The sequence below is a fragment of the Saccharopolyspora indica genome (genome assembly GCF_027853965.1).
Taxonomy (GTDB): domain Bacteria; phylum Actinomycetota; class Actinomycetes; order Mycobacteriales; family Pseudonocardiaceae; genus Saccharopolyspora; species Saccharopolyspora indica.
The window spans coordinates 130,840-149,108 of the sequence record NZ_JAQGLB010000004.1 but is presented as its reverse complement, the minus strand read 5'-3'; the positions used below and the strand labels follow the sequence as shown (position 1 = coordinate 149,108).

The window sequence follows — 18,269 nt, the reverse complement described above, 5'->3', positions numbered from 1 at the left end:
CGCCTCCCTCAGTACGCCAGCGAGCGGTCTACCGCGTCGAGCACCCGGTCGAGGTCGGGCAGGTAGCCCTCCTCGAGCTTGCTCGGCGGGTACGGGGTGTCGAACCCGGTCACCCGGAGCACCGGCGCTTCCAGCGAGTAGAAGCACTCCTGCTGCACGCGGGCGGCGATCTCCGAGGTGATCGACGACTCCGCGGGAGCCTCGCTGGCCAGCACCAGCCGGCCGGTGCGGCGCACCGACTCGAACACCGGCTCCAGGTCCAGCGGGGACAGCGCGCGCAGGTCGACGACCTCCAGCTCGGTGCCGTCCTCGGCAGCGGCGCTCGCCGCGTCGAGGACGGTGCGCACCATCGGGCCGTAGGTGGCCACCGTGACCGCCGAACCCGGCCGCAGCACCTGCGAGCTGAACAGCGGCACCGGGGCCACGGTCGGGTCGAGCTCGGCCTTCTCGTAGTAGCGGCGCTTCGGCTCGAAGAACAGCACCGGGTCGTCGCACTCGATGGCCTGCTGCAGCATCCAGTAGGCGTCCACCGGGTTGGCGCAGGAGACCACCTTCAGCCCGGCGACGTGCGCGAACAGCGACTCCGGCGATTCCGAGTGGTGCTCGACGGCGCCGATGCCACCGCCGAAGGGCACCCGGATCACGACCGGCATCTTGACCTTGCCCTGGCTGCGGTAGTGCAGCTTGGCCAGCTGGGAGACGATCTGGTCGAAGCCGGGGAAGATGAACCCGTCGAACTGGATCTCGCACACCGGGCGGAAGCCGCGGATGGCCAGGCCGACGGCGGTGCCGATGATCCCTGACTCGGCCAGCGGGGTGTCCAGCACGCGGTGCTCGCCGAAGTCCTTCTGCAGGCCGTCGGTGATCCGGAAGACGCCACCGAGCTTGCCCACGTCCTCACCCATCACGAGCACCTTCGGGTCGCGCTCCAGCGCGGCGCGCAGACCCATGTTCAGGGCCTTGGCGATGGTGACGGTCTGCGTGCCTGCCGTCGCGGTCGGGCGTTCCAGTGCGGGCGCGGCCATCAGCGCACACCTCCTGCCATCGCTTCGTCGGCGAATCCGGCCAGGTACTGCAGGTAGGACTCGCGCTGGGCGGCCAGCTGCGGGGTCTCCTCGGCGTAGACCTCGGAGAACATCCGCTCCGGTGGTGGTTCGGGGATGTTGAAGCAGTAGTCGCGGAACCGCGCGGCGAGCTCGTCGGCCTCGGCGTCGACGCCGTCGAAGAAGTCCTGCTCGACGCCCTGGTCGCGGACCAGGTGCACCCGCAGCCGCTCGATCGGGTCCTTGAGCTTCCACGCCTCGTGCTCGTCGGCGAGCCGGTAGCGGGTCGGGTCGTCGGAGGTGGTGTGCGCGTCCATGCGGTAGGTGAACGCCTCGATCAGCACCGGGCCGTTGCCGTGGCGGCACTCGTCCAGCGCCCACCGGCTGACCGCCAGGCTGGCCAGCACGTCGTTGCCGTCCACCCGGATGCCGGGGAAGCCGTAGCCGCTGGCGCGCTGGTACAGCGGGACGCGGGTCTGCCGCTCGACCGGCTCGGAGATGGCCCACTGGTTGTTCTGGCAGAAGAACACCACCGGGGCGTCGTAGACCGCCGACCAGGCCATGGCCTCGTGCACGTCGCCCTGGCTGGTGGCGCCGTCGCCGAAGAAGGCCATGGTGGCCTCGCCGCCCTGGTCGCCGACCTTGCCGTCGAAGCGCTGGCCCATGGCGTAACCGGTGGCGTTCAGGCACTGGTTGCCGATGACGATCGTGTAGAGGTGGAACCGCTTGTCGATCGGGTCCCAGCTGCCGTGGTCGGTGCCGCGGAAGATGCCCAGGATCTCGGTCGGGTCGATGCCGCGGCACCAGGCGACGCCGTGCTCGCGGTAGCTGGGGAACGCCATGTCCTGCGGCTGCAGCGCGCGGCCGGCCCCGATCTGGGCGGCCTCCTGGCCGAGCAGCGGGACCCAGATGCCCAGCTGTCCCTGCCGCTGCAGCGCGTTGCCCTCGCGGTCGGCGCGGCGGACCAGCACCATGTCCCGGTACAGGTCGCGCAGCTGCGCGGTGGAGATGTCCAGGTCGAAGTCCGGGTGCTCGACCCGCTGGCCTTCTGGGGTGAGGAGCTGAACCAGATCAGCTCCGCCTTCGCTCGTGGCGCGCAAACCGGCGATCACCTGCTCCCGTGTGGGTTTCGCTGCGGTAGCGGCAGGGGGGCCGGTGGTGCCGTCGGTTTCCGGTCGCGTCCATTGCTCGGGGGACATGCGTGATCTCCTCGTCTCGCGCCGACCACGCCGCTTGTGGCGCCGTGGCCGGCAGCCCTGGTCGTGACCGCCGGCGACCTGGTGGGTCACCTGGTTGCGCGACCGGGGCAGTTGGATCGCTCCCCGCCATCCTGGCACGAAACCGGCCTTCATCGTGAGCCCTGCCACAGGGGGCCGGGCGGACCCCGGTGTGGCCCGCCTGCTCCCGCCGGATCACCGTAGTTCGCCGCCGATCACGGCAAAATCGCAGGTCATCGAAGTAATGGAGGTCCGACTAACGCTTTCTGGACCATCGCAGTACCGATATTGCGCAGACCCTTCTCGTTCTTTGTCCGTTTTGTTACATTGATCGCCACCTGCTCCCAGCGAGGAAGGGGTCGGCGCCATGGGGGATTCCGAAGGGCAGCGGCGGAGCTCGCCGACGACCAGCGACCTGAACGACCTGGCCCGCATCATCAGCAGCCTCGGCAGAGCGCTGACCCGGCAGGATTGCGACAAACTGGACAGGTGGGCGAGTACCCGAACCTGCTGACGCTGCCGGACGAGTTCGTGCTGCTGCTGCACAAGCCCAGCGGTTCGCACGTCGTCGGCGCGAACTCGAACACCGGCACCGCGGCGGCCGAGATCGGCGAGCTGGTGCTGCGCGGCCGGATGGCGCCGCACGGCACCGCGGTCCAGCTGCTCGACACCGCCTCCAGCGGCCAGCCGTGGATGGACCAGCTGCTGGCGCAGTTCCAGCAGGTGGCCGGGCGCGAGAACCAGCCGGTGGAGCTGGGCTGGTGGCTCCAGCTGCGCTCCAACGCGTTCCTCGCGCACCGAGCGGTGCTGGTCGATCGCGGCGTGCTGCGGGTGGAGCGGCGCAAGTTCCTCGGTCTGCTGCCCGACGACCGCTACCACCCGGACCGCTCGATCCGGGGCGCGCTGCTGGCGGAGCTGCACGGGCTGGCGCGCGGCGAGACCCCGCCCGACGGACGCCTGGCGCTGCTGGCCGCGCTGGTCCACCGCAGCGGACTCGACCACGCGCTGGGCTTCGAACGCGACCAGCGCACCCGGTTGCGGGCGGTCGCCGACCGCGAAGAGCTCGGCGACCACGTGCCCACGGCGGTCACGGCGATGCTGCGAGCCATGACGACGATCCCCGCTGCGATCCCGATGGCGGGCGGCTGACCTGGGAACTCGGCCGAATCGCGGTCGCGGGACGGCGGTCGCTGCCAGACTGTGCGCCATGACCTCGCTCACCCTGCCGGAAGAGTTCGTCCTGCTGCTGCAGCGGGAGACCGGTTCCCACCACTCGACGGCCGACCACACCGGCGCGGCCGAACTCGGCGAACTCGTGCTGCGGAGTCGCGTCTCGTTCACCGGCAAGAAGGTCCAGGTGGACGATCCGAACCCCACCGGCCTCGGCTGGGCCGACGAGTGCATCGCCTACCTGCAGCAGAAGGGCGGCCCGAAGGCCAAGCCGGTGGCCGCCACGACCTTCATCCAGCGCAGGCGCAACGTGCGCAAGCTGCACTGCGCCGGTCTGGTCGAGCGCGGCCTGATGCGGCACGAGCAGCGGACGGCGCTGTTCATCCCCTACGACAGGTACTTCCCGGACCAGGCGGCGCGCACCGCGCTGATCGACGGGATCCGCTCGATCGCCCGCAACGAGCGCGAGCTGGACGACCGGTCGGCGCTGCTCGCGGCCTTGGTGCACGCGACCGGTCTGGTCAAGTACTTCGGTTTCGAGCGCGCCGAGCGCAAGCGGCTGAAGGAGATCAGCAAGGGCGAGGAGCTCGGCAAGGCGGTCACGCAGGTGATCGCGGCGACGACCGCGGCGATCACCGCCAGCACCGTCGCGGCGAGCGCGGCCGTGACCACCGGCGGGAGCTGAGCGTTCCGCGCAGGTGCTGGTCGCGGGCATAGGATCGCGGCGTGGACCGTATTGCCGTTGCGAAGACCGTTGATCGGGTGTGGGACGAATCCGTCCTGCCGAGCCTCTCGGAGCTGGTGGAGATCCCAGCAGTCTCCCCAGCCTTCGACGCCGACTGGGTCGAGTCCGGGCACCTCGACGCCGCCGTCGAGCACGTGCGCCGGTGGATCGCCGAGCGCGGTGTCGAGGGCGCGACCGTCGAGGTGGTGCGGCTGCCCGAGCGCACCCCGCTGCTGCTCGTGGACGTCCCGGCCACCGAAGGCGCCGCCGAGGGCACCGTGCTGCTCTACGGCCACCTCGACAAGCAGCCGCCGATGGAGGGCTGGTCCGAGGGCCTGGGCCCGTGGACGCCGGTGATCCGCGGCGATCGGCTGTACGGCCGCGGCGCGGCCGACGACGGCTACGCCGGGTACGCGGCGATCACCGCGATCGAGGCGGTCCGCGCGCACGGCGGCGCCCACGCGCGCAGCGTGGTGCTGCTGGAGACCGGCGAGGAGTCCGGCAGCCCGGACCTGCCCGCCTACCTGGAGCACCTGTCCGAGCGGCTCGGCGACGTGTCGCTGGTGGTGTGCCTGGACTCCGGTGCGGGCGACTACGAGCGCATGTGGCTGACCACCTCGCTGCGCGGCATGGTCTCGCTGGAGGTCACCGTGCAGGTGCTGGAGAGCGGTCTGCACTCCGGCATCGCCAGCGGCATCGTGCCGAGCTCGTTCCGCGTGCTGCGGCAGCTGCTGGACCGGCTGGAGGACTCCGCCACCGGCGAGATCCCGGTGTCCGAGCTGAACGTGGAGATCCCGGAGAACCGGATCGCCGAGACGCGCGCGGCGATCGAAGCCGTGCCCGGCCTGGTGCGCAACTCGGTGCCGTGGCTGGAGGGCCTGCGGCCGGTCACCGAGGACGAGGTCGAGCTGGCGCTGAACAACTCCTGGCGGCCGACGCTGTCCATCATCGGCGCCGCCGGCCTGCCCGAGCTGCCCGACGCGGGCAACGTGCTCCGGCCGTTCACCACCGCGCTGCTGAGCTTCCGGCTGCCGCCGACCGCCGATCCGGACGCCGCGCTGCGCGCCGTTCAGGAGAAGCTGACCACCGACGTGCCCTACGGCGCGAAGGTGATCATCGGGCGCACCGAGACCGGGCTGGGCTGGAACGCACCCGACCTCGCGCCGTGGCTGTCGGACGCGCTGGACGAGGCGGGCAAGGAGATCTTCGGCGCGGAGTGGCTGACGATGGGCCTCGGCGGCTCGATCCCGTTCATGGGCCTGCTGCACGACGCCTACCCGGCGGCGCAGTTCGTGGTGACCGGAGCGCTCGGCCCGGACAGCAACGCGCACGTCCCGGACGAGTCGCTGAACTTCCCGTTCGCAGCGAAGATCACCTCGGCGATCGCCTACGTCCTGGACGCCCACGCCACCCGCTGACGTTCACCCGGGTGCTGGTCAATTTCGTACGAAATTGACCGCCACCTGGGCGAACGCGGTCCGGGGGCGGCTCGGACGGATGGTTCGGTTTGGTGGACGGCGGGTCCGGTGAGCGGTGGGCGCGGCGCCAAGACTCGGTGCCATGAGCAGAACAACGGAGATCGAGGCCGCGCCCGCCGAACCGGCGTCGCCCGCGCGGACCTCGTGGGTGGCCGTCATCTCGCTGATGGTCCTGACGTTCGTGCTGGACACCGCGGAGTTCCTGCCGCCTGCGCTGCTGCCCGCGATGGCGTCCTCGCTGGGCGTGTCCGAGGGGCTGGCCGGTCAGGCGGTGACCGCCACCGCGCTGATCGGCTTCGTCATCGCCCCGACGGTCGGGCTGCTGTTCCCGCGCCTGGACCGCCGGACGCTGATGACGGCGCTGGCGGTGGCGGGCGTGGTGTCGAACGTGATCGTCGCGGTCGCGCCGTCGCTGTGGGTGCTGCTGCTCGGCAGGTTGCTCACCGGGGCCGCGATCGGCGGTTTCTGGGGGATGTCGCTGGCGGTCACCGCTCGCGTCGCCGCTCCCGGTCGGCTGGGCCGCGCGCTGGCCGTGGTCTTCTCCGGTTCCACCACCGCCACCGTGGCCGCCGTGCCGATCGGCGCCTACCTCGGGGCGATCTGGGACTGGCGGGTCGTGTTCGGCGTGCTGGCCGTCATCACGCTGATCGGAACGGTGGTGCTGCGGGCCGTGCTGCCGCCCATCCCGCCTGCTCCGAGCACCGGGCTGCGGACGCTGGCCGACACCTCGCGCGTGCCGGGCATGGCGGCCGGGCTCGGCGGGCTCGTGCTCATCGGCCTGGGCCACTTCGCCGGGTTCACCTACGTCCGGCCGATCCTCGACCAGGTCGACGGGCTCGGCGCGAGCGGTGCCGCGCTGCTGCTGGCGCTGTTCGGCGCCGGTGGCTTCCTCGGCAACCTGCTGATCGGCATGATCGCCGACGCGCGCTCCCAGCAGCTGCGCTACCTGGTCCCGGCCGTCCTCGGCACCGCGGTCGCCTCGTTGCTGCTGCTGCCGGTCGCTCCGCAGCTGGTCTACGCCGCGGTACCGGTCTGGGGCTTCGCCTTCGGCGCGGTGGTCATCGTGGTCGGCGCGTGGGCGCCGCGGCTGGCGCCGGACAAGATCGAGCCGATCGGCGGGCTCACCGTCGCGGGCATGCAGCTGGCCACCGCGCTCGGCGCCGTCACCGGTGGTCTCCTCATCGACCTCGGCGGCCTGACCGCGACGCTGGTCGCCGCGGCGGTCATCATCGCCGTCGGAACGCTGCTGCTCGGCTCCGCCCGCGAACCGGAGTGATCAGCCCGCGACCGCGGTCTGCCGCCAGGAGGCGGGGTTGGTGCCGGTGTGGCGGCGGAACGCCCGGCGGAACCCCGCCTCCGACTCGTAGCCCATCCGCCGCGCGACGTCGGCGATGCTCGCGCCCTGCGCCAGCAGCTCCATGCCGCGCTGCACCCGCACCGCCGTGAGGTACGCGGCCGGCGAGCGGCCCACCACCACCCGGAACTGCTCGGCGAAGGCGGAGCGGGACATGGTGGCCTCCCGCGCGAGCTCGTCGACGGTCCACCCGCGACCGGGATCGGTGCGGATCGCGTCCACCGCCCGCGCCACCAGCGGATCGTCGAACCGCTGCAGCCAGCGCTCCGGCGCCAGCCCGCGCTCGGCCCAGGACCGCACCGCCGCGGACAGCACCGCCGAGGCGATCTGCCCGCAGATCAGCGCCTCACCGGCGCGCGCGGCCTCCGGCGCGCACACCAGCTGCTCGATCAGCCCGGCCAGCTCCGGCTCGTGACCGGCGAACCCCGGCACCGCAACGGTTTCCGGCAGGAACGCCATCACCTGCCGACCGGGTTCGTCGTGGTCGAAGAAGCCGCTGATCACGGCGGTGTCACCGGTGGCGTGCAGCTCGTGCCGACGTCCCGCGCCGATGAGCAGCAGATCACCGGCCGCCAACGACCAGCGCTGCGCACCGGCGCGCACTTCGGCGCTCCCGCTCGACGCGAAGTGGAAAGCTCCGGAGCCCGCGGGCAGATCGGTCCACCGCCCGGCGGCCAGAACCGTCCGTCGCGCCATTCCCAGCGTCCACTCCAGCGACGCCAGCGCGCGGTCCAGCGCGCCTGGTCTGGTCTCCTGATCCACGTCGTGCTCAACCCGCCTGCGCCGTTCGTTTGTTCCCCGCCGCAGCGGCGGCATCGTGCGGGACGGTATACCTGTGGAGGCGGTTTCCACTGGTGGACAGGGGGGTTCTGGGTGGTGGTCCGGGAACTCGCCGGAGTGGTCAAGAACTTCGGTGCGCGGCCGGTGCTGCGAGGTGTCGACCTCGCGGTGGCGGCCGGAGACGTGGTCGGTCTCCTGGGCACCAACGGTTCCGGGAAGTCGACGCTGCTGCGGATCCTCGCCGGGGTGTCGAAGCCGTCCGGCGGCACCACCTCCGGTCGGCCGCGCACCGGTTACGTGCCCGACCGGTTCCCCGCTCGGCAGCGGATGAGCGCCCTCTCCTACCTCTGCCACCTGGGCCGGATCAGCGGGTTGTCCACCGCCGAGGCGCGGCGGCGGGCAGGCGGGTGGTTGGAGCGCTTCGCGCTGGCGGGCGGTCCGGACGCGCCGCTGCGCGATCTGTCGAAGGGCAACGCGCAGAAGGTCGGCCTGGTGCAGGCGTTGCTGCCGGAACCGGATCTGCTGGTGCTGGACGAACCGTGGTCCGGGCTGGACGCCGGAACCCGCGCGGTGCTGACCGAGGTCGTCGGCGAGTCCGCGGCACGAGGAGCCGCCGTGGTGTTCACCGACCACCGCCCGGATCTCGTGCGCACCGCGTCCACCCGCGCGCACCGGCTCGTCGACGGGCGGCTCCAGCCGCTCGAAGCGGAGGTGCCGACCTGCCGGATCCTGCTGCGCGGTGGGGCCGACGAGGAGTGGAGCGGAGTGGTGGCGCGGCGCGGCGACGACGTCGAGCTGGAAGTCGCGGTGGCGGAACGGGAATCGCTGCTACTCGAAGCGATCCGGCGCGGCTGCGCGGTGATCTCGGTGGATTCGCGGGTGGGACGATGATCGCGCTGATCCGCTACCGGCTCGCGGAGCTCGGCCACTCGCAGCGCTACCTGCCGCCGGTGCTGCTCCACATAGGACTGCTGGCGGTCTTCTACGGCGACGGCGCCGGTCCGGCGCTGCCGGGTTACGCGGTGACCGCCGCCGCGCTGCTCGTGGTGTCGGGTTGGCTGACGATCGCGCTGGTCGACGTGGAGGACGCCGTGCAGCGCACGGTCACCCGCGCGCACGTCGGCCCGGTGCACCGGATGCTGTCCGGCACGGTGCTGACCGTGCTGTGCTGCGCGGGCGGGCTCGCGGTGCTGAGCACCGCGTGGTCGCAGGTCGCGTCCGGATTCGCCCACCCGGCAGCGGATCTCGCCATCGGCCTGCTCGGGCACGCGGTGTGCGCGGCGTTCGGCATCGCGGTCGCGCTGCCGTGCTCGGGCCTGGTCGTCCGGCGGACCGGCTACTCGGTGATCGCCGCGGCGGCGCTGCTGACGATCACGCTGCTGGCCGAGTGGTTGCCGCTGGCCCACCCGCTGCTGCTCGCGCTGAGCGCCTCGTCGGCACCGCCCGCGCTGCTCGTCCGATCGACGCTCACCGCCGCGGGAGCGCTGGTCGCCAGCACGGTGCTGGTGGGCACCTGGGTCACCCGCCGCACCTGAGGTCAGCGCTTCGGGATGAGCACCCAGAGGACCAGGTAGATCAGGAACTGCGGGCCGGGCAGCAGGCAGGACACCAGGAACAGGATCCGGACGGTGGACGCCTTCATGCCGAAGCGCTGGGCGAGCCCGGCGCACACACCGGCGATCATCGCGCTGTCCTTCGGGCGGGCCAGGGGCATTCGGTAGGTCGTCATGCTTCCAGCATCCGCGCCGGGCAGCGGTCGGACGTCAGGGACGAACCCCTAGTTCCCCCTGAGCGGCCGTAGTCCTGCGGCGTGGCGCGGGCAGGACGAAGCGATCCCTGGCGCCGTCGAGGAAACCGCCGCACGGGTCGTCCAGCGCGTCCGGCACGCGACCCGAGCGCACCGACAGCGTCGTCCGGACCTTGTCCCGCGCCGGGTTCAGGATCTCCCGGACGATCAGCACGCACAGGGCCACCACCATGACGTCGCGGACCACGACCGCGCCGAGGAACCAGCCCTCGGGCAGGCCCTTGTTGGCCGTGCCGAGGTAGTAGTACATCCGCGGCGCCCACACCGCCGCGTCGACGAGCATCCAGGCCAGCAGCAGCCGCCAGCGCGGGATCGCCAGCACCGCCAGCGGCACCAGCCACAGCGAGTACTGCGGGCTCCACACCTTGTTGGTCAGCAGGAACGCGGCCACCACCAGGAAGCACAGCTGCGCCAGGCGCGGCCGGGTCGGCGCCGCCAGCGCCAGCCACCCGATCGCCGCGCAGGCCAGCAGGAACAGCGCGAGGCTCACCGAGTTCAGCACCGTCGGCGTCGCGCCCGGCGCCAGCTCGCCGTCGAAACCGGCCCACCCGGTGAAGTGCATCAGCACGTTGTACAGCGAGTCCGGGTCGGCCGGGCGCTGGTTGTTCAGCCGGAAGAACTCGCCCCAGCCGTGCGGGTAGAGCACCAGGATCGGCACGTTCACCGCCAGCCAGGCCAGCGCAGCGGCCAGCACCGCGCGCACCGCCTCCGGCACCTTGCCCGCCCGCCAGGCCAGCACCAGCAGCGGGCCGAGGAAGAACAGCGGGTAGAGCTTGGCCGCCCCGCCGAGGCCGATCAGCACCCCGGCCAGCACCGGCCGGCGCCGCGCCCAGGCGAGCAGCCCGGCGGTGCCCAGCGCGGTGGCCAGCGCGTCGAAGTTGGTGAAGGCGTGCACCAGGACCAGCGGGGAGAGCGCGGCGATGGCGACGTCCCAGACCCGCCTGCGGCACAACCCGACCAGCGCCCAGATGGTCACCAGCCAGGCCCCGGCCAGCCAGAACGCGGTGAGGTTGAAGTACAGCACGCTGGTCAGGCCGCCGGGCAGGAAGCCGAGCCCGGCCAGCGTCGCCCACCCGTCGGCGGCCCGCGCGTTGATCCACTGGAACACCCCGGTCAGCACCGGGTACTCCATGTACCGGACCTTCTCCTCCGGCGTGCCCGCGTTCTCCAGCCACGGCGTCTTGTACGGGAACGCGTCGTCGCGGACCAGATCGCCCATGCCGTAGCGCGGGATGATGTCGGTGTAGCACATGGCGGTGTACTGCTTGTTGTTCCGCCAGTCCAGCTGCGGTCCGCTGCCGGTGTCGTAGGTGAGCTGGCAGGGCGCCTTGAACAGCCACGCCGCGGCGAGCGTCAGCACCGCGAACAGCAGGACCACCCGCAGCGGCGTCCAGAACCACTGCCTGCCGACCTGCGCGTGCCTGCCCAGCCTGCCGCCGAACGGGCGGCTGATCTGCTGCGCCAGCGGCTCGGACCAGGTCGGCGCGACGCGGTCCTCCGGCCCGAGCGAGTCGCTGTCCACCGCCGAGTCCGGACGCCGGTGGGGCGTCGGCGGTTCAGTGCTGGCGGGCTCGGTCGTGGTGGACACGCCCGGATGCTACTTGGCGCGGACAACGCACGAGGGGCACCCGCCGCAGCGGATGCCCCTCGTGGTCGAACCCGGTCGTCAGCCGTAGTACCTCGGCCGGTCAGTCGGAGCGACGTTGTTCGGTCCGCCGTTCCCGTCGCCGCCGTCACCATCGCCGTCGCCGTTGTCCTGCCCCGGCGGGCACGGCGGTTCGAAGATGCCACCGCAGTCGCGGCTCGGCCGGCCCGCGCTGGAGGTCGGGTCCTGCGACTCGTCCGGATCCTGCGACTCGCTCGGGTTCATCGACTCGCTCGGGTTCATCGACTCGCTCGGCGCCTCGCTGGTCGGCGGGGGCGGCGGCGGGGTGTCCTCGTACTGCCCGATCTTGCCCGGGGTCGGCAGCTTCTCCTCCTTCTTGCCCTGCAGATAGGAGTTCATGAACTTCTGCCACACCTGCGACGGGTACTTGCTGCCGTAGAAGGTCCTGCCGTTGGAGTCCTTCAGCGGTTGCGGTCCGCCGTCGTCGCTCATCATCGCCACCGCCGTGGAGACCTGCGGCGTCGCGCCGATCATCCAGGCGTTCCGGTTCAGGTTCGTGGAACCCCACTGGTGGGTACCGGTCTTGGCCGCCACCGGGCGGTTGCCGTTGAGCGGCACGCTGGAGTTCGACGCCACGTTCTTCATCGACTCGGCGACGTCGGCGGCGATGTCCGCGCTCTTCTCGGCATCGGTGCTGTACGCCGGCTTCGGCTTGTCGATGTCCAACTCGTAAGGGCCGGTCTCGGAGCTGATCGCCTCGGAGACGAAGTGCGTCTCGACCTTCTGACCGCCGTTGACGAAGGTTCCGTACGCCGCGGCCATGTCCGTCGGGAACACCGGGTACTGGCCCAGCGCGATACCGGCCTCGACGACGCCGTTCTCGCTGTTGGCCAGCTTCGTCGTCTCTCCGATGCCCGCCGCGTGCGCGGCGTCGGCGACCTTCGGGGTACCGACCCTGTTGGCCAGGTGGACGAACACGGTGTTGACCGACTTGGTCATCGCCTCGCGAATCCCGCAGTGCGTCGGGACGGTGCACTCCACGCCTTCGGAGTTGCGGAACGGGGTGCCCGCGATCGTCTGGTTGTCGCTGCCGTCGTAGTACTCACCGATGCCGATGCCCTGCTGCAGGCCCGCCGCCACCACGAGCGGTTTGAACGAGGAGCCCGGCTCCTGCCTGGTGCTGGCCCAGTCCAGATCGCCCTTGTTCACCTTCGAGCCGTAGTAGGCCAGCACTCCGCCGGTCTCCGGGTCGACCGCGACCAGCGAGGTCTTCAGCGACGGCGGCTGCTCGTCCATCACCGAGTGGACGGCCGCCTCGGCCTTCTTCTGCGCATCCGGGTCGATGGTCGTCTTGATGGTGTAGCCACCGCGGTACAGCATGCTCTGCTGCAGGCCCTTGGCCTCCAGCTCCTTCTGGATCGCCTGCCAGATCGCGTCCTGCTCGGGGGTGAGCCGGTTGTCGGTCTGCCAATCGGTCCGCGGCTGGGTCTCCGGCATCTGCAGGGTCTCGCCCTGGCCGGGCTGGAGGTAGCCGTTGTCCTCCATCTGCCCGACGACGTACTTCCAGCGGCTGGACGCCTGCTCCAGGTCGACGCGCGGGTCGTTGTCCCGCGGCCGCTGGACCACGCCCGCCAGGACCGCTGCTTCGGCCTCGTTGATCTCGCTCGGCTTCTTGTTGAAGTAGGCCTTCGACGCGGCGATGATCCCGTTCGCACCGCGGCCGTAGTACGCGGTGTTCAGGTACGCCAGCAGGATCTCGTCCTTGGAGCGCTCGTTGGTCATCTTGTACGCGAGGACGACCTCCTTGACCTTGCGCACGTAATTCGGGTCCTTCTTGTTCAGCTCCAGGTCCAGCTTGATGAACTGCTGCGTGATGGTGGAGCCACCACCGACGCCGGACCCGGTGAACAGGAAGTACACCGACCGCGCGATGCCCTTGAAGTCGAAGCCGGGGTTGTCGTAGAACGAGGAATCCTCGGCCGAGATGGTGGCGTTGCGCAGCGGCTCCGACACCTCGTTGAGGTTGTGCACGATCTCCCGCGAGTTGTCCGGCTCGAAGCGCGCCATCACCTCGTCGTTGGCGTAGCGCAGCTCGATCGGCCGGTTCATGCCCATCACCTGCGCCTCGTCCGGCGCGGCCCAGGCCATGTAGCCGTAGAGGAACACCACCACGGGCGCCAGCACGGCCATCGCGGCACCGACGTAGCAGGTGCGCCGCACCCGGCGCCAGAGCACGCTGCGCTTGCGCTGGCGGGCGCTCATCTCGTCGTCCGGGTCGTCGTCGGCCGGGCCGAAGTCGTCGAATCGGTCGTCGCCATCGCGATCATCCCCGCGGGGCGCGTCGCCACGTCCGTCGTCGTAGCCGCGCCCGTCGTCGTAGTTGTCGTACGGGTCGTCGTCGAGCTGGTCGTCGGCGTAGTAGTTGTAGGCGCCCTGCTCCTGGTGCGTGAGCAGCTGCGGTTCGCGGGGATTGCCCGCACCGTTCGCCGCGCCGGCAGCGGCACCGGCGGCTCCACCTGCCACAGCACCAGCGGCTCCGGCACCCGCAGCGCCAGCGGCCCCGGCTCCTGCGGCACCAGCTGCTCCGGCTCCCGCGGCCATGCCGGCCGCAGCCGCGCCTGCGGCCGCAGCGCCCGCGGCTGCTGCGCCACCAGCGCGACGGCGGTCGTCGTCACGCCCCGGATGGGGGATGTTCTGGGTCGGCTGCTCCGCGCTCGGCGGCTGCGGCGGCCGACCGGGCGGCGGGCCCTGACGGGTCTGCTGCGCGCCCGGCGGCGGTGGCGGCGGGCCCTGCCGACCGCCCGGCGGCGGCGGACCCTCCCGGCCAGGTCCCTGCGGCGGGCCCGCGTTCGGCGGCGGAGGCGGCACCGGGGTGTACGAGGTCGGCAGGTCGAGCTTGCCGGACCCGCTGTTGCCCGAATCGCCGGAATCCCCGCTCAGCCGCTTGGACAGCGCCGAGTCGTCATCGTCGTCATCGTCGAACGACGGCGTCCACGCGCCGGTGCGCTCCTGCGCCGACTCGCCCTCGGGCCACTTCGCGTCCGGACCGGAGGGCACCGCGGGCTGCTGCTGGGTCTCCTGCGCGTCCGGGTTGCCGTTCGGCCACTGCTGGTTCTGCGGCCGCGGCGGTGGCGGCGGGGGACCCTGCCTCGGCCCCGGTCGCGGTTCTTCGCTCGGCCACGCCGGTCCACCAGGGCCCGGCGGCGGTCCGGTCATCGGGCGCTGCGGGGGACGCGCCTGGTCACCGGGATGCGGCGGACCAGGGCGCTGAGGTGGCGGGGGTGGCGTGCCACGACCATCGGGCTGGGGTTGCCTTGAGTGGCGGCCTCGGGGGTGGTCGTCACGCTCGTCGTTCACGAGTGGGCCTCCAGGACAGGCGTCGGACGACGCCATGTGATGCGTTCACGTCGGGGATGCGCCGCACCGGGCGCGCGGTCGTGTCGGGTCACGACCGGATTCACTCCGCAGCAGTCTTGCGCTGGGAACGCCGCTCGTTCAAGCCGCCTGTTCCCAGGACGTACGACTGCACCAGGTGGTTCCAATTACATGTGCGGCATACCTCTACGACGTAGACGTTGAACTCCTCGAACACGGCGGACATCCGGTCCAGCTCCTCAGGGGCCCGCGCCGTACCGGACGCGTGCTTGAGGGCATCGCCGAAGACCCACGAGACCAGGGTCAACGGCTCCTTCCGACACACCGGGCAGGTCACCCCGCTCGGTTCACCGTGGAACTTCGCCGCCCGCAGCAGGTACGGATCGGCGTCGCAGACCTCCATCACCCCGACGCGGCCAGCGTGGACCTGCGCGAGCAGCGCCCTGCGCTGCAACGCGTAGTCGACCACTTGCCGTTGGGTCCGCACGACCACAGGGTACGTGGCGATGACGACTACTCCATGCGCCGTTCAGGGCAGGCGTGCCCACCGACCGCCACGTGCAGTGACGACGGCCACCTCAGCGCCGCTCGATCGTGGTCCCCGATATATCGCCGCGATATACTCCACCAGGTGGTCCAGCGGGCGGCGCGCGGCAACGCGATCCGGCTCCGCGAGTCCACCGGTGATCCCGTCCGAGGAGGTGCGGATGCTCGAACTCGCCGTGCTCGGACTCCTGCACGAGGCCCCGATGCACGGCTACGAGCTGCGGAAGCGGTTGCACGACGCACCGGGCGCCTTCCGCGCGCTGTCCTGCGGAACTTTGTACCCGACGTTGCGCAGGCTCCAGCGCGCCGGGCTGATCGAGGAGCAGCCCGAGTCGCCCGACGCGCGCGGCTGGGGACGGCGGGCACGTCGCGTGTACCGCGTGACCACGGCGGGCGAGTTCCGCTTCACCGAGCTGGTCGGGGACTGCGGACCGCAGGCGTGCGACGACAACGCGTTCGGCGTGCACGTGGTGTTCTTCTCCCGCACCCCGGCCGAGGTCCGGTTGCGGATCCTGGAGGGCAGGCGGCGGCGCGTCGAAGAACGCCGGGAGGGCCTGCGCAGCGCGCTGGCCGACGACGACCGGTTCGACCGCTACACCCGGGAGCTGCACCGCCTCCGGCTCGACCACAGCGAGCGGGAGATTCGCTGGCTCGACGAGATCATCGAGGACGAACGCGCCGAGCAGGCAGCTGCGGCGCGCGAGCAAGAACTGCAAGGACACGACAGATGACCAAGAAGGAGGGCCCTGCCATGGGCGGAGATCGGCCCGGTCGTACGGTGCGAGTGGCGATCGTCGGCGTCGGGAACTGCGCGGCATCGCTGGTGCAGGGCGTCCACTACTACGCCGATGCCGACCCGAGCACCAGGGTGCCCGGTCTGATGCACGTCGAGTTCGGCGAGTACCACGTGCGGGACGTGAATTTCGTGGCGGCCTTCGACGTGGATGCGAAGAAGGTCGGCCGGGACCTCTCCGAGGCCATCGTCGCCAGCGAGAACAACACGATCAAGATCGCCGACGTGCCGCCGCTGGGCGTCACCGTGCAGCGCGGGCACACCCTCGACGGCCTGGGCCGGTTCTACCGGGAGACCATCGAGGAGTCCGACGAGCAGCCGGTGGACGTCGTGCAGGCGCTCAAGGACGCCGAGGTCGACGTGCTGGTGTCCTACCTGCCGGTGGGCTCCGAGGGCGCCGACAAGTACTACGCGCAGTGCGCGATCGACGCCGGGGTGGCGTTCGTCAACGCGCTGCCGGTGTTCATCGCCTCCGACCCGGAGTGGGCGAAGAAGTTCACCGACGCCGGCGTGCCGATCGTCGGCGACGACATCAAGTCGCAGGTCGGGGCGACCATCACGCACCGGGTGCTGGCCAAGCTCTTCGAGGACCGCGGCGTGCAGCTGGACCGCACGATGCAGCTCAACGTCGGCGGCAACATGGACTTCCTGAACATGAAGGAACTGGAGCGGCTGGAGTCGAAGAAGGTCTCCAAGACGCAAGCGGTGACTTCGCAGGTGGACCGCGACATGGGCAAGCGCAACGTGCACATCGGCCCGTCGGACTACGTGCCGTGGCTGGACGACCGCAAGTGGGCCTACATCCGGTTGGAGGGCCGCGCCTTCGGCGACGTGCCGCTGAACCTGGAGTACAAGCTGGAGGTGTGGGACTCGCCGAACTCGGCGGGCATCATCATCGACGCGATCCGCGCGGCCAAGATCGCCAAGGACCGCGGCATCGGCGGCCCGATCCTGTCGGCCTCCTCCTACTTCATGAAGTCCCCGCCGGAGCAGTACGCCGACTCCGCCGCCTACCAGGCGGTCGAGGACTTCATCGCAGGCACCGTGGAGCGCTGAGCGCACCGACGTGACAGGGGCACCCGCGCGGCGCGGGTGCCCCTGTTCCTGCTCAGGGTCTCCAGACCCACGCGCTACCTCCCTCCGCCGGTTTCCGCAGCAGCTCAGTGCTGCAGCTGTTGCTCGGCCCTCGCGAGGACCGAGTGGACCGGGGCCTGGCCATCGGTGGTCACCCAGGACACGCGGAGGCCGGGGCGGACCTGCTTGCGGCCGATCCGCAGCGGCCAGCCGGCCACCTCGCGGGCCTGCTCGGCGATCGTCTCCCCGGTGCCGCTCGGGTGCTCGGCGACCACCGCGAACTCGTCGCCGCCGTAGCGGGCCACGGTGTGCTCGTCGCTGAGCCCTTCCCGGAGCCGGTCGGCCAGCGTGGTCAGCAGGTCGTCGCCGCGGTCGAAGCCGTGCTCGGCGTTGAAGGCCGCCAGCTGCTGCACGTCGATCAGCACCAGCGTGGACAGCGTGCCGCGGCTGCGCGCCCGCACCAGGGACTGCTCCAGGCGGTCCAGCAGCAGCACGCGGCCGGGCAGGCCGGTCAGCGGATCCAGCAGGCCCCGGCTGTGCGGGACGTCGGTGTGCACCGGCTGCAGCAGGATCAGCACGCGGCGGCGGCCCTGCACCTGCACCGAGTGGTAGTCCGCCCAGATCCGGCTCAGCGGCTGGCCGCTGCGGGCGATCACCATCGGGATGGACAGCGGGGTGCCCGCGCGCAGCACCTGGCCGGCCAGCTCCGCCCAGTCCGGCATCGCCGCGCCGGTGTCGTCGCGCAGGCGCCAGCCCGCGGGCCGGACGCCGGTGAGCAGATCGGACTTGGCCAGCTGCATGAGTTCGGCGGCGACGTCGTTGGTGGCCAGCACCTGCCCGCGCTCATCGGTCAGCAGCACGCCGACGTTGAGCCCGCTGATGTAGTCGTCCCACACCGACGCCAACTGAGCTGATGCGGCTACCTCGACGACACTCATTCGGCCCCCTCCTCCCCACCAAACGGAGCAGTCCGTCTGAGCCTCCCCTGCCAGCAAGCCCCTTTTCAAGAGCACGGCGACCACCCGTAATGGTGGTATTCACGCTGGACAGATAACGCTCAGTGAGGTGTTGGCGATGCATTCCCCGACGGTTCACCTGCCGATCGGAACTTGATGATTCGAGCAGGTGAAACATGCGACGTGGTGCCGATCCCAAACCGGCACCGCAACGCTCCCCGCGAGCACCCGGATCTCTACGCTTGTCGGGGCCAGGCACCCAGGCCAGGAGGACGAATGACACCCCCTGTGTCAACCGGAGTCCTGCTCAACCGCACCTCAGGGGACCGTGATGCAACCCAGCCGC

16 protein-coding genes are annotated in these 18,269 nt (G+C 71.1%); 8 read left to right on the top strand and 8 right to left on the bottom strand.

Going from position 1 to position 18,269, the window contains the following annotated elements; all coding sequences use genetic code 11:
* Window positions 1-8 precede the first annotated feature (8 nt).
* A complete protein-coding gene (locus tag OU416_RS11300; protein ID WP_270926842.1) occupies window positions 9-1,025 on the bottom strand; it encodes an alpha-ketoacid dehydrogenase subunit beta in 1,017 nt (338 codons plus the stop codon).
* On the bottom strand, window positions 1,025-2,242 hold the full coding sequence (gene pdhA, locus OU416_RS11295) for a pyruvate dehydrogenase (acetyl-transferring) E1 component subunit alpha (protein ID WP_270926841.1): 1,218 nt from the start codon (window positions 2,240-2,242) through the stop codon (window positions 1,025-1,027). Before pdhA ends, OU416_RS11300 begins: the two co-directional genes overlap by 1 nt.
* Before the next feature lie 507 nt (window positions 2,243-2,749).
* Between pdhA and OU416_RS11290 the strand changes: the two genes are divergently transcribed.
* The 4 genes from OU416_RS11290 to OU416_RS11275 all read left to right on the top strand — a co-directional run bounded on the left by OU416_RS11290 (window position 2,750) and on the right by OU416_RS11275 (window position 6,908).
* Complete coding sequence (locus tag OU416_RS11290) at window positions 2,750-3,409, top strand: GOLPH3/VPS74 family protein (RefSeq protein WP_270926840.1); 660 nt, start codon at window positions 2,750-2,752, stop codon at window positions 3,407-3,409.
* Between the two features lie 58 nt (window positions 3,410-3,467).
* Window positions 3,468-4,115, top strand: coding sequence for a GOLPH3/VPS74 family protein (locus OU416_RS11285; protein ID WP_270926839.1), 648 nt, complete (start codon window positions 3,468-3,470; stop codon window positions 4,113-4,115).
* A gap of 41 nt (window positions 4,116-4,156) precedes the next feature.
* Window positions 4,157-5,572 (top strand): M20/M25/M40 family metallo-hydrolase, encoded by a 1,416-nt coding sequence (locus OU416_RS11280; RefSeq protein WP_270926838.1) that lies wholly within the window; start codon window positions 4,157-4,159, stop codon window positions 5,570-5,572.
* A 142-nt stretch (window positions 5,573-5,714) separates the two neighbouring features.
* Window positions 5,715-6,908, top strand: coding sequence for an MFS transporter (locus tag OU416_RS11275; protein WP_270926837.1), 1,194 nt, complete (start codon window positions 5,715-5,717; stop codon window positions 6,906-6,908).
* Here the strand turns inward: OU416_RS11275 and OU416_RS11270 are convergent, their stop codons facing one another.
* Window positions 6,909-7,748, bottom strand: a complete 840-nt coding sequence (locus OU416_RS11270) for an AraC family transcriptional regulator (RefSeq protein WP_270926836.1) — start codon at window positions 7,746-7,748, stop codon at window positions 6,909-6,911. It abuts the gene before it with no gap.
* A gap of 111 nt (window positions 7,749-7,859) precedes the next feature.
* Here OU416_RS11270 and OU416_RS11265 point away from each other — a divergent pair, with 111 nt between their 5' ends.
* Together OU416_RS11265 and OU416_RS11260 are read left to right on the top strand one after the other, a co-directional pair.
* Complete coding sequence (locus OU416_RS11265) at window positions 7,860-8,657, top strand: ABC transporter ATP-binding protein (protein WP_270926835.1); 798 nt, start codon at window positions 7,860-7,862, stop codon at window positions 8,655-8,657.
* On the top strand, window positions 8,654-9,301 hold the full coding sequence (locus tag OU416_RS11260; protein WP_270926834.1) for a hypothetical protein: 648 nt from the start codon (window positions 8,654-8,656) through the stop codon (window positions 9,299-9,301). The genes OU416_RS11265 and OU416_RS11260 overlap by 4 nt, the downstream gene beginning before the upstream one ends.
* Window positions 9,302-9,303: 2 nt before the next feature.
* Here OU416_RS11260 and OU416_RS11255 read toward each other — a convergent pair whose 3' ends face one another.
* The 4 genes from OU416_RS11255 to OU416_RS11240 all read right to left on the bottom strand — a co-directional run bounded on the left by OU416_RS11255 (window position 9,304) and on the right by OU416_RS11240 (window position 15,041).
* Window positions 9,304-9,495, bottom strand: coding sequence for a PspC domain-containing protein (locus OU416_RS11255; RefSeq protein ID WP_270926833.1), 192 nt, complete (start codon window positions 9,493-9,495; stop codon window positions 9,304-9,306).
* A 34-nt stretch (window positions 9,496-9,529) separates the two neighbouring features.
* Window positions 9,530-11,161, bottom strand: coding sequence for a glycosyltransferase family 87 protein (locus OU416_RS11250; protein WP_372907224.1), 1,632 nt, complete (start codon window positions 11,159-11,161; stop codon window positions 9,530-9,532).
* A 78-nt stretch (window positions 11,162-11,239) separates the two neighbouring features.
* On the bottom strand, window positions 11,240-14,395 hold the full coding sequence (locus OU416_RS11245; RefSeq protein WP_270926832.1) for a transglycosylase domain-containing protein: 3,156 nt from the start codon (window positions 14,393-14,395) through the stop codon (window positions 11,240-11,242).
* Window positions 14,396-14,636: 241 nt separating this feature from the next.
* Complete coding sequence (locus OU416_RS11240) at window positions 14,637-15,041, bottom strand: DUF5318 domain-containing protein (RefSeq protein ID WP_270926831.1); 405 nt, start codon at window positions 15,039-15,041, stop codon at window positions 14,637-14,639.
* 220 nt (window positions 15,042-15,261) lie between these two features.
* Between OU416_RS11240 and OU416_RS11235 the strand changes: the two genes are divergently transcribed.
* Window positions 15,262-15,831, top strand: coding sequence for a PadR family transcriptional regulator (locus OU416_RS11235; RefSeq protein WP_270926830.1), 570 nt, complete (start codon window positions 15,262-15,264; stop codon window positions 15,829-15,831).
* A 20-nt stretch (window positions 15,832-15,851) separates the two neighbouring features.
* Window positions 15,852-16,949 (top strand): inositol-3-phosphate synthase, encoded by a 1,098-nt coding sequence (locus OU416_RS11230; RefSeq protein ID WP_270927172.1) that lies wholly within the window; start codon window positions 15,852-15,854, stop codon window positions 16,947-16,949.
* A gap of 104 nt (window positions 16,950-17,053) precedes the next feature.
* Here OU416_RS11230 and OU416_RS11225 read toward each other — a convergent pair whose 3' ends face one another.
* Complete coding sequence (locus OU416_RS11225) at window positions 17,054-17,905, bottom strand: sensor domain-containing diguanylate cyclase (protein ID WP_270926829.1); 852 nt, start codon at window positions 17,903-17,905, stop codon at window positions 17,054-17,056.
* Window positions 17,906-18,269: the final 364 nt, after the last annotated feature.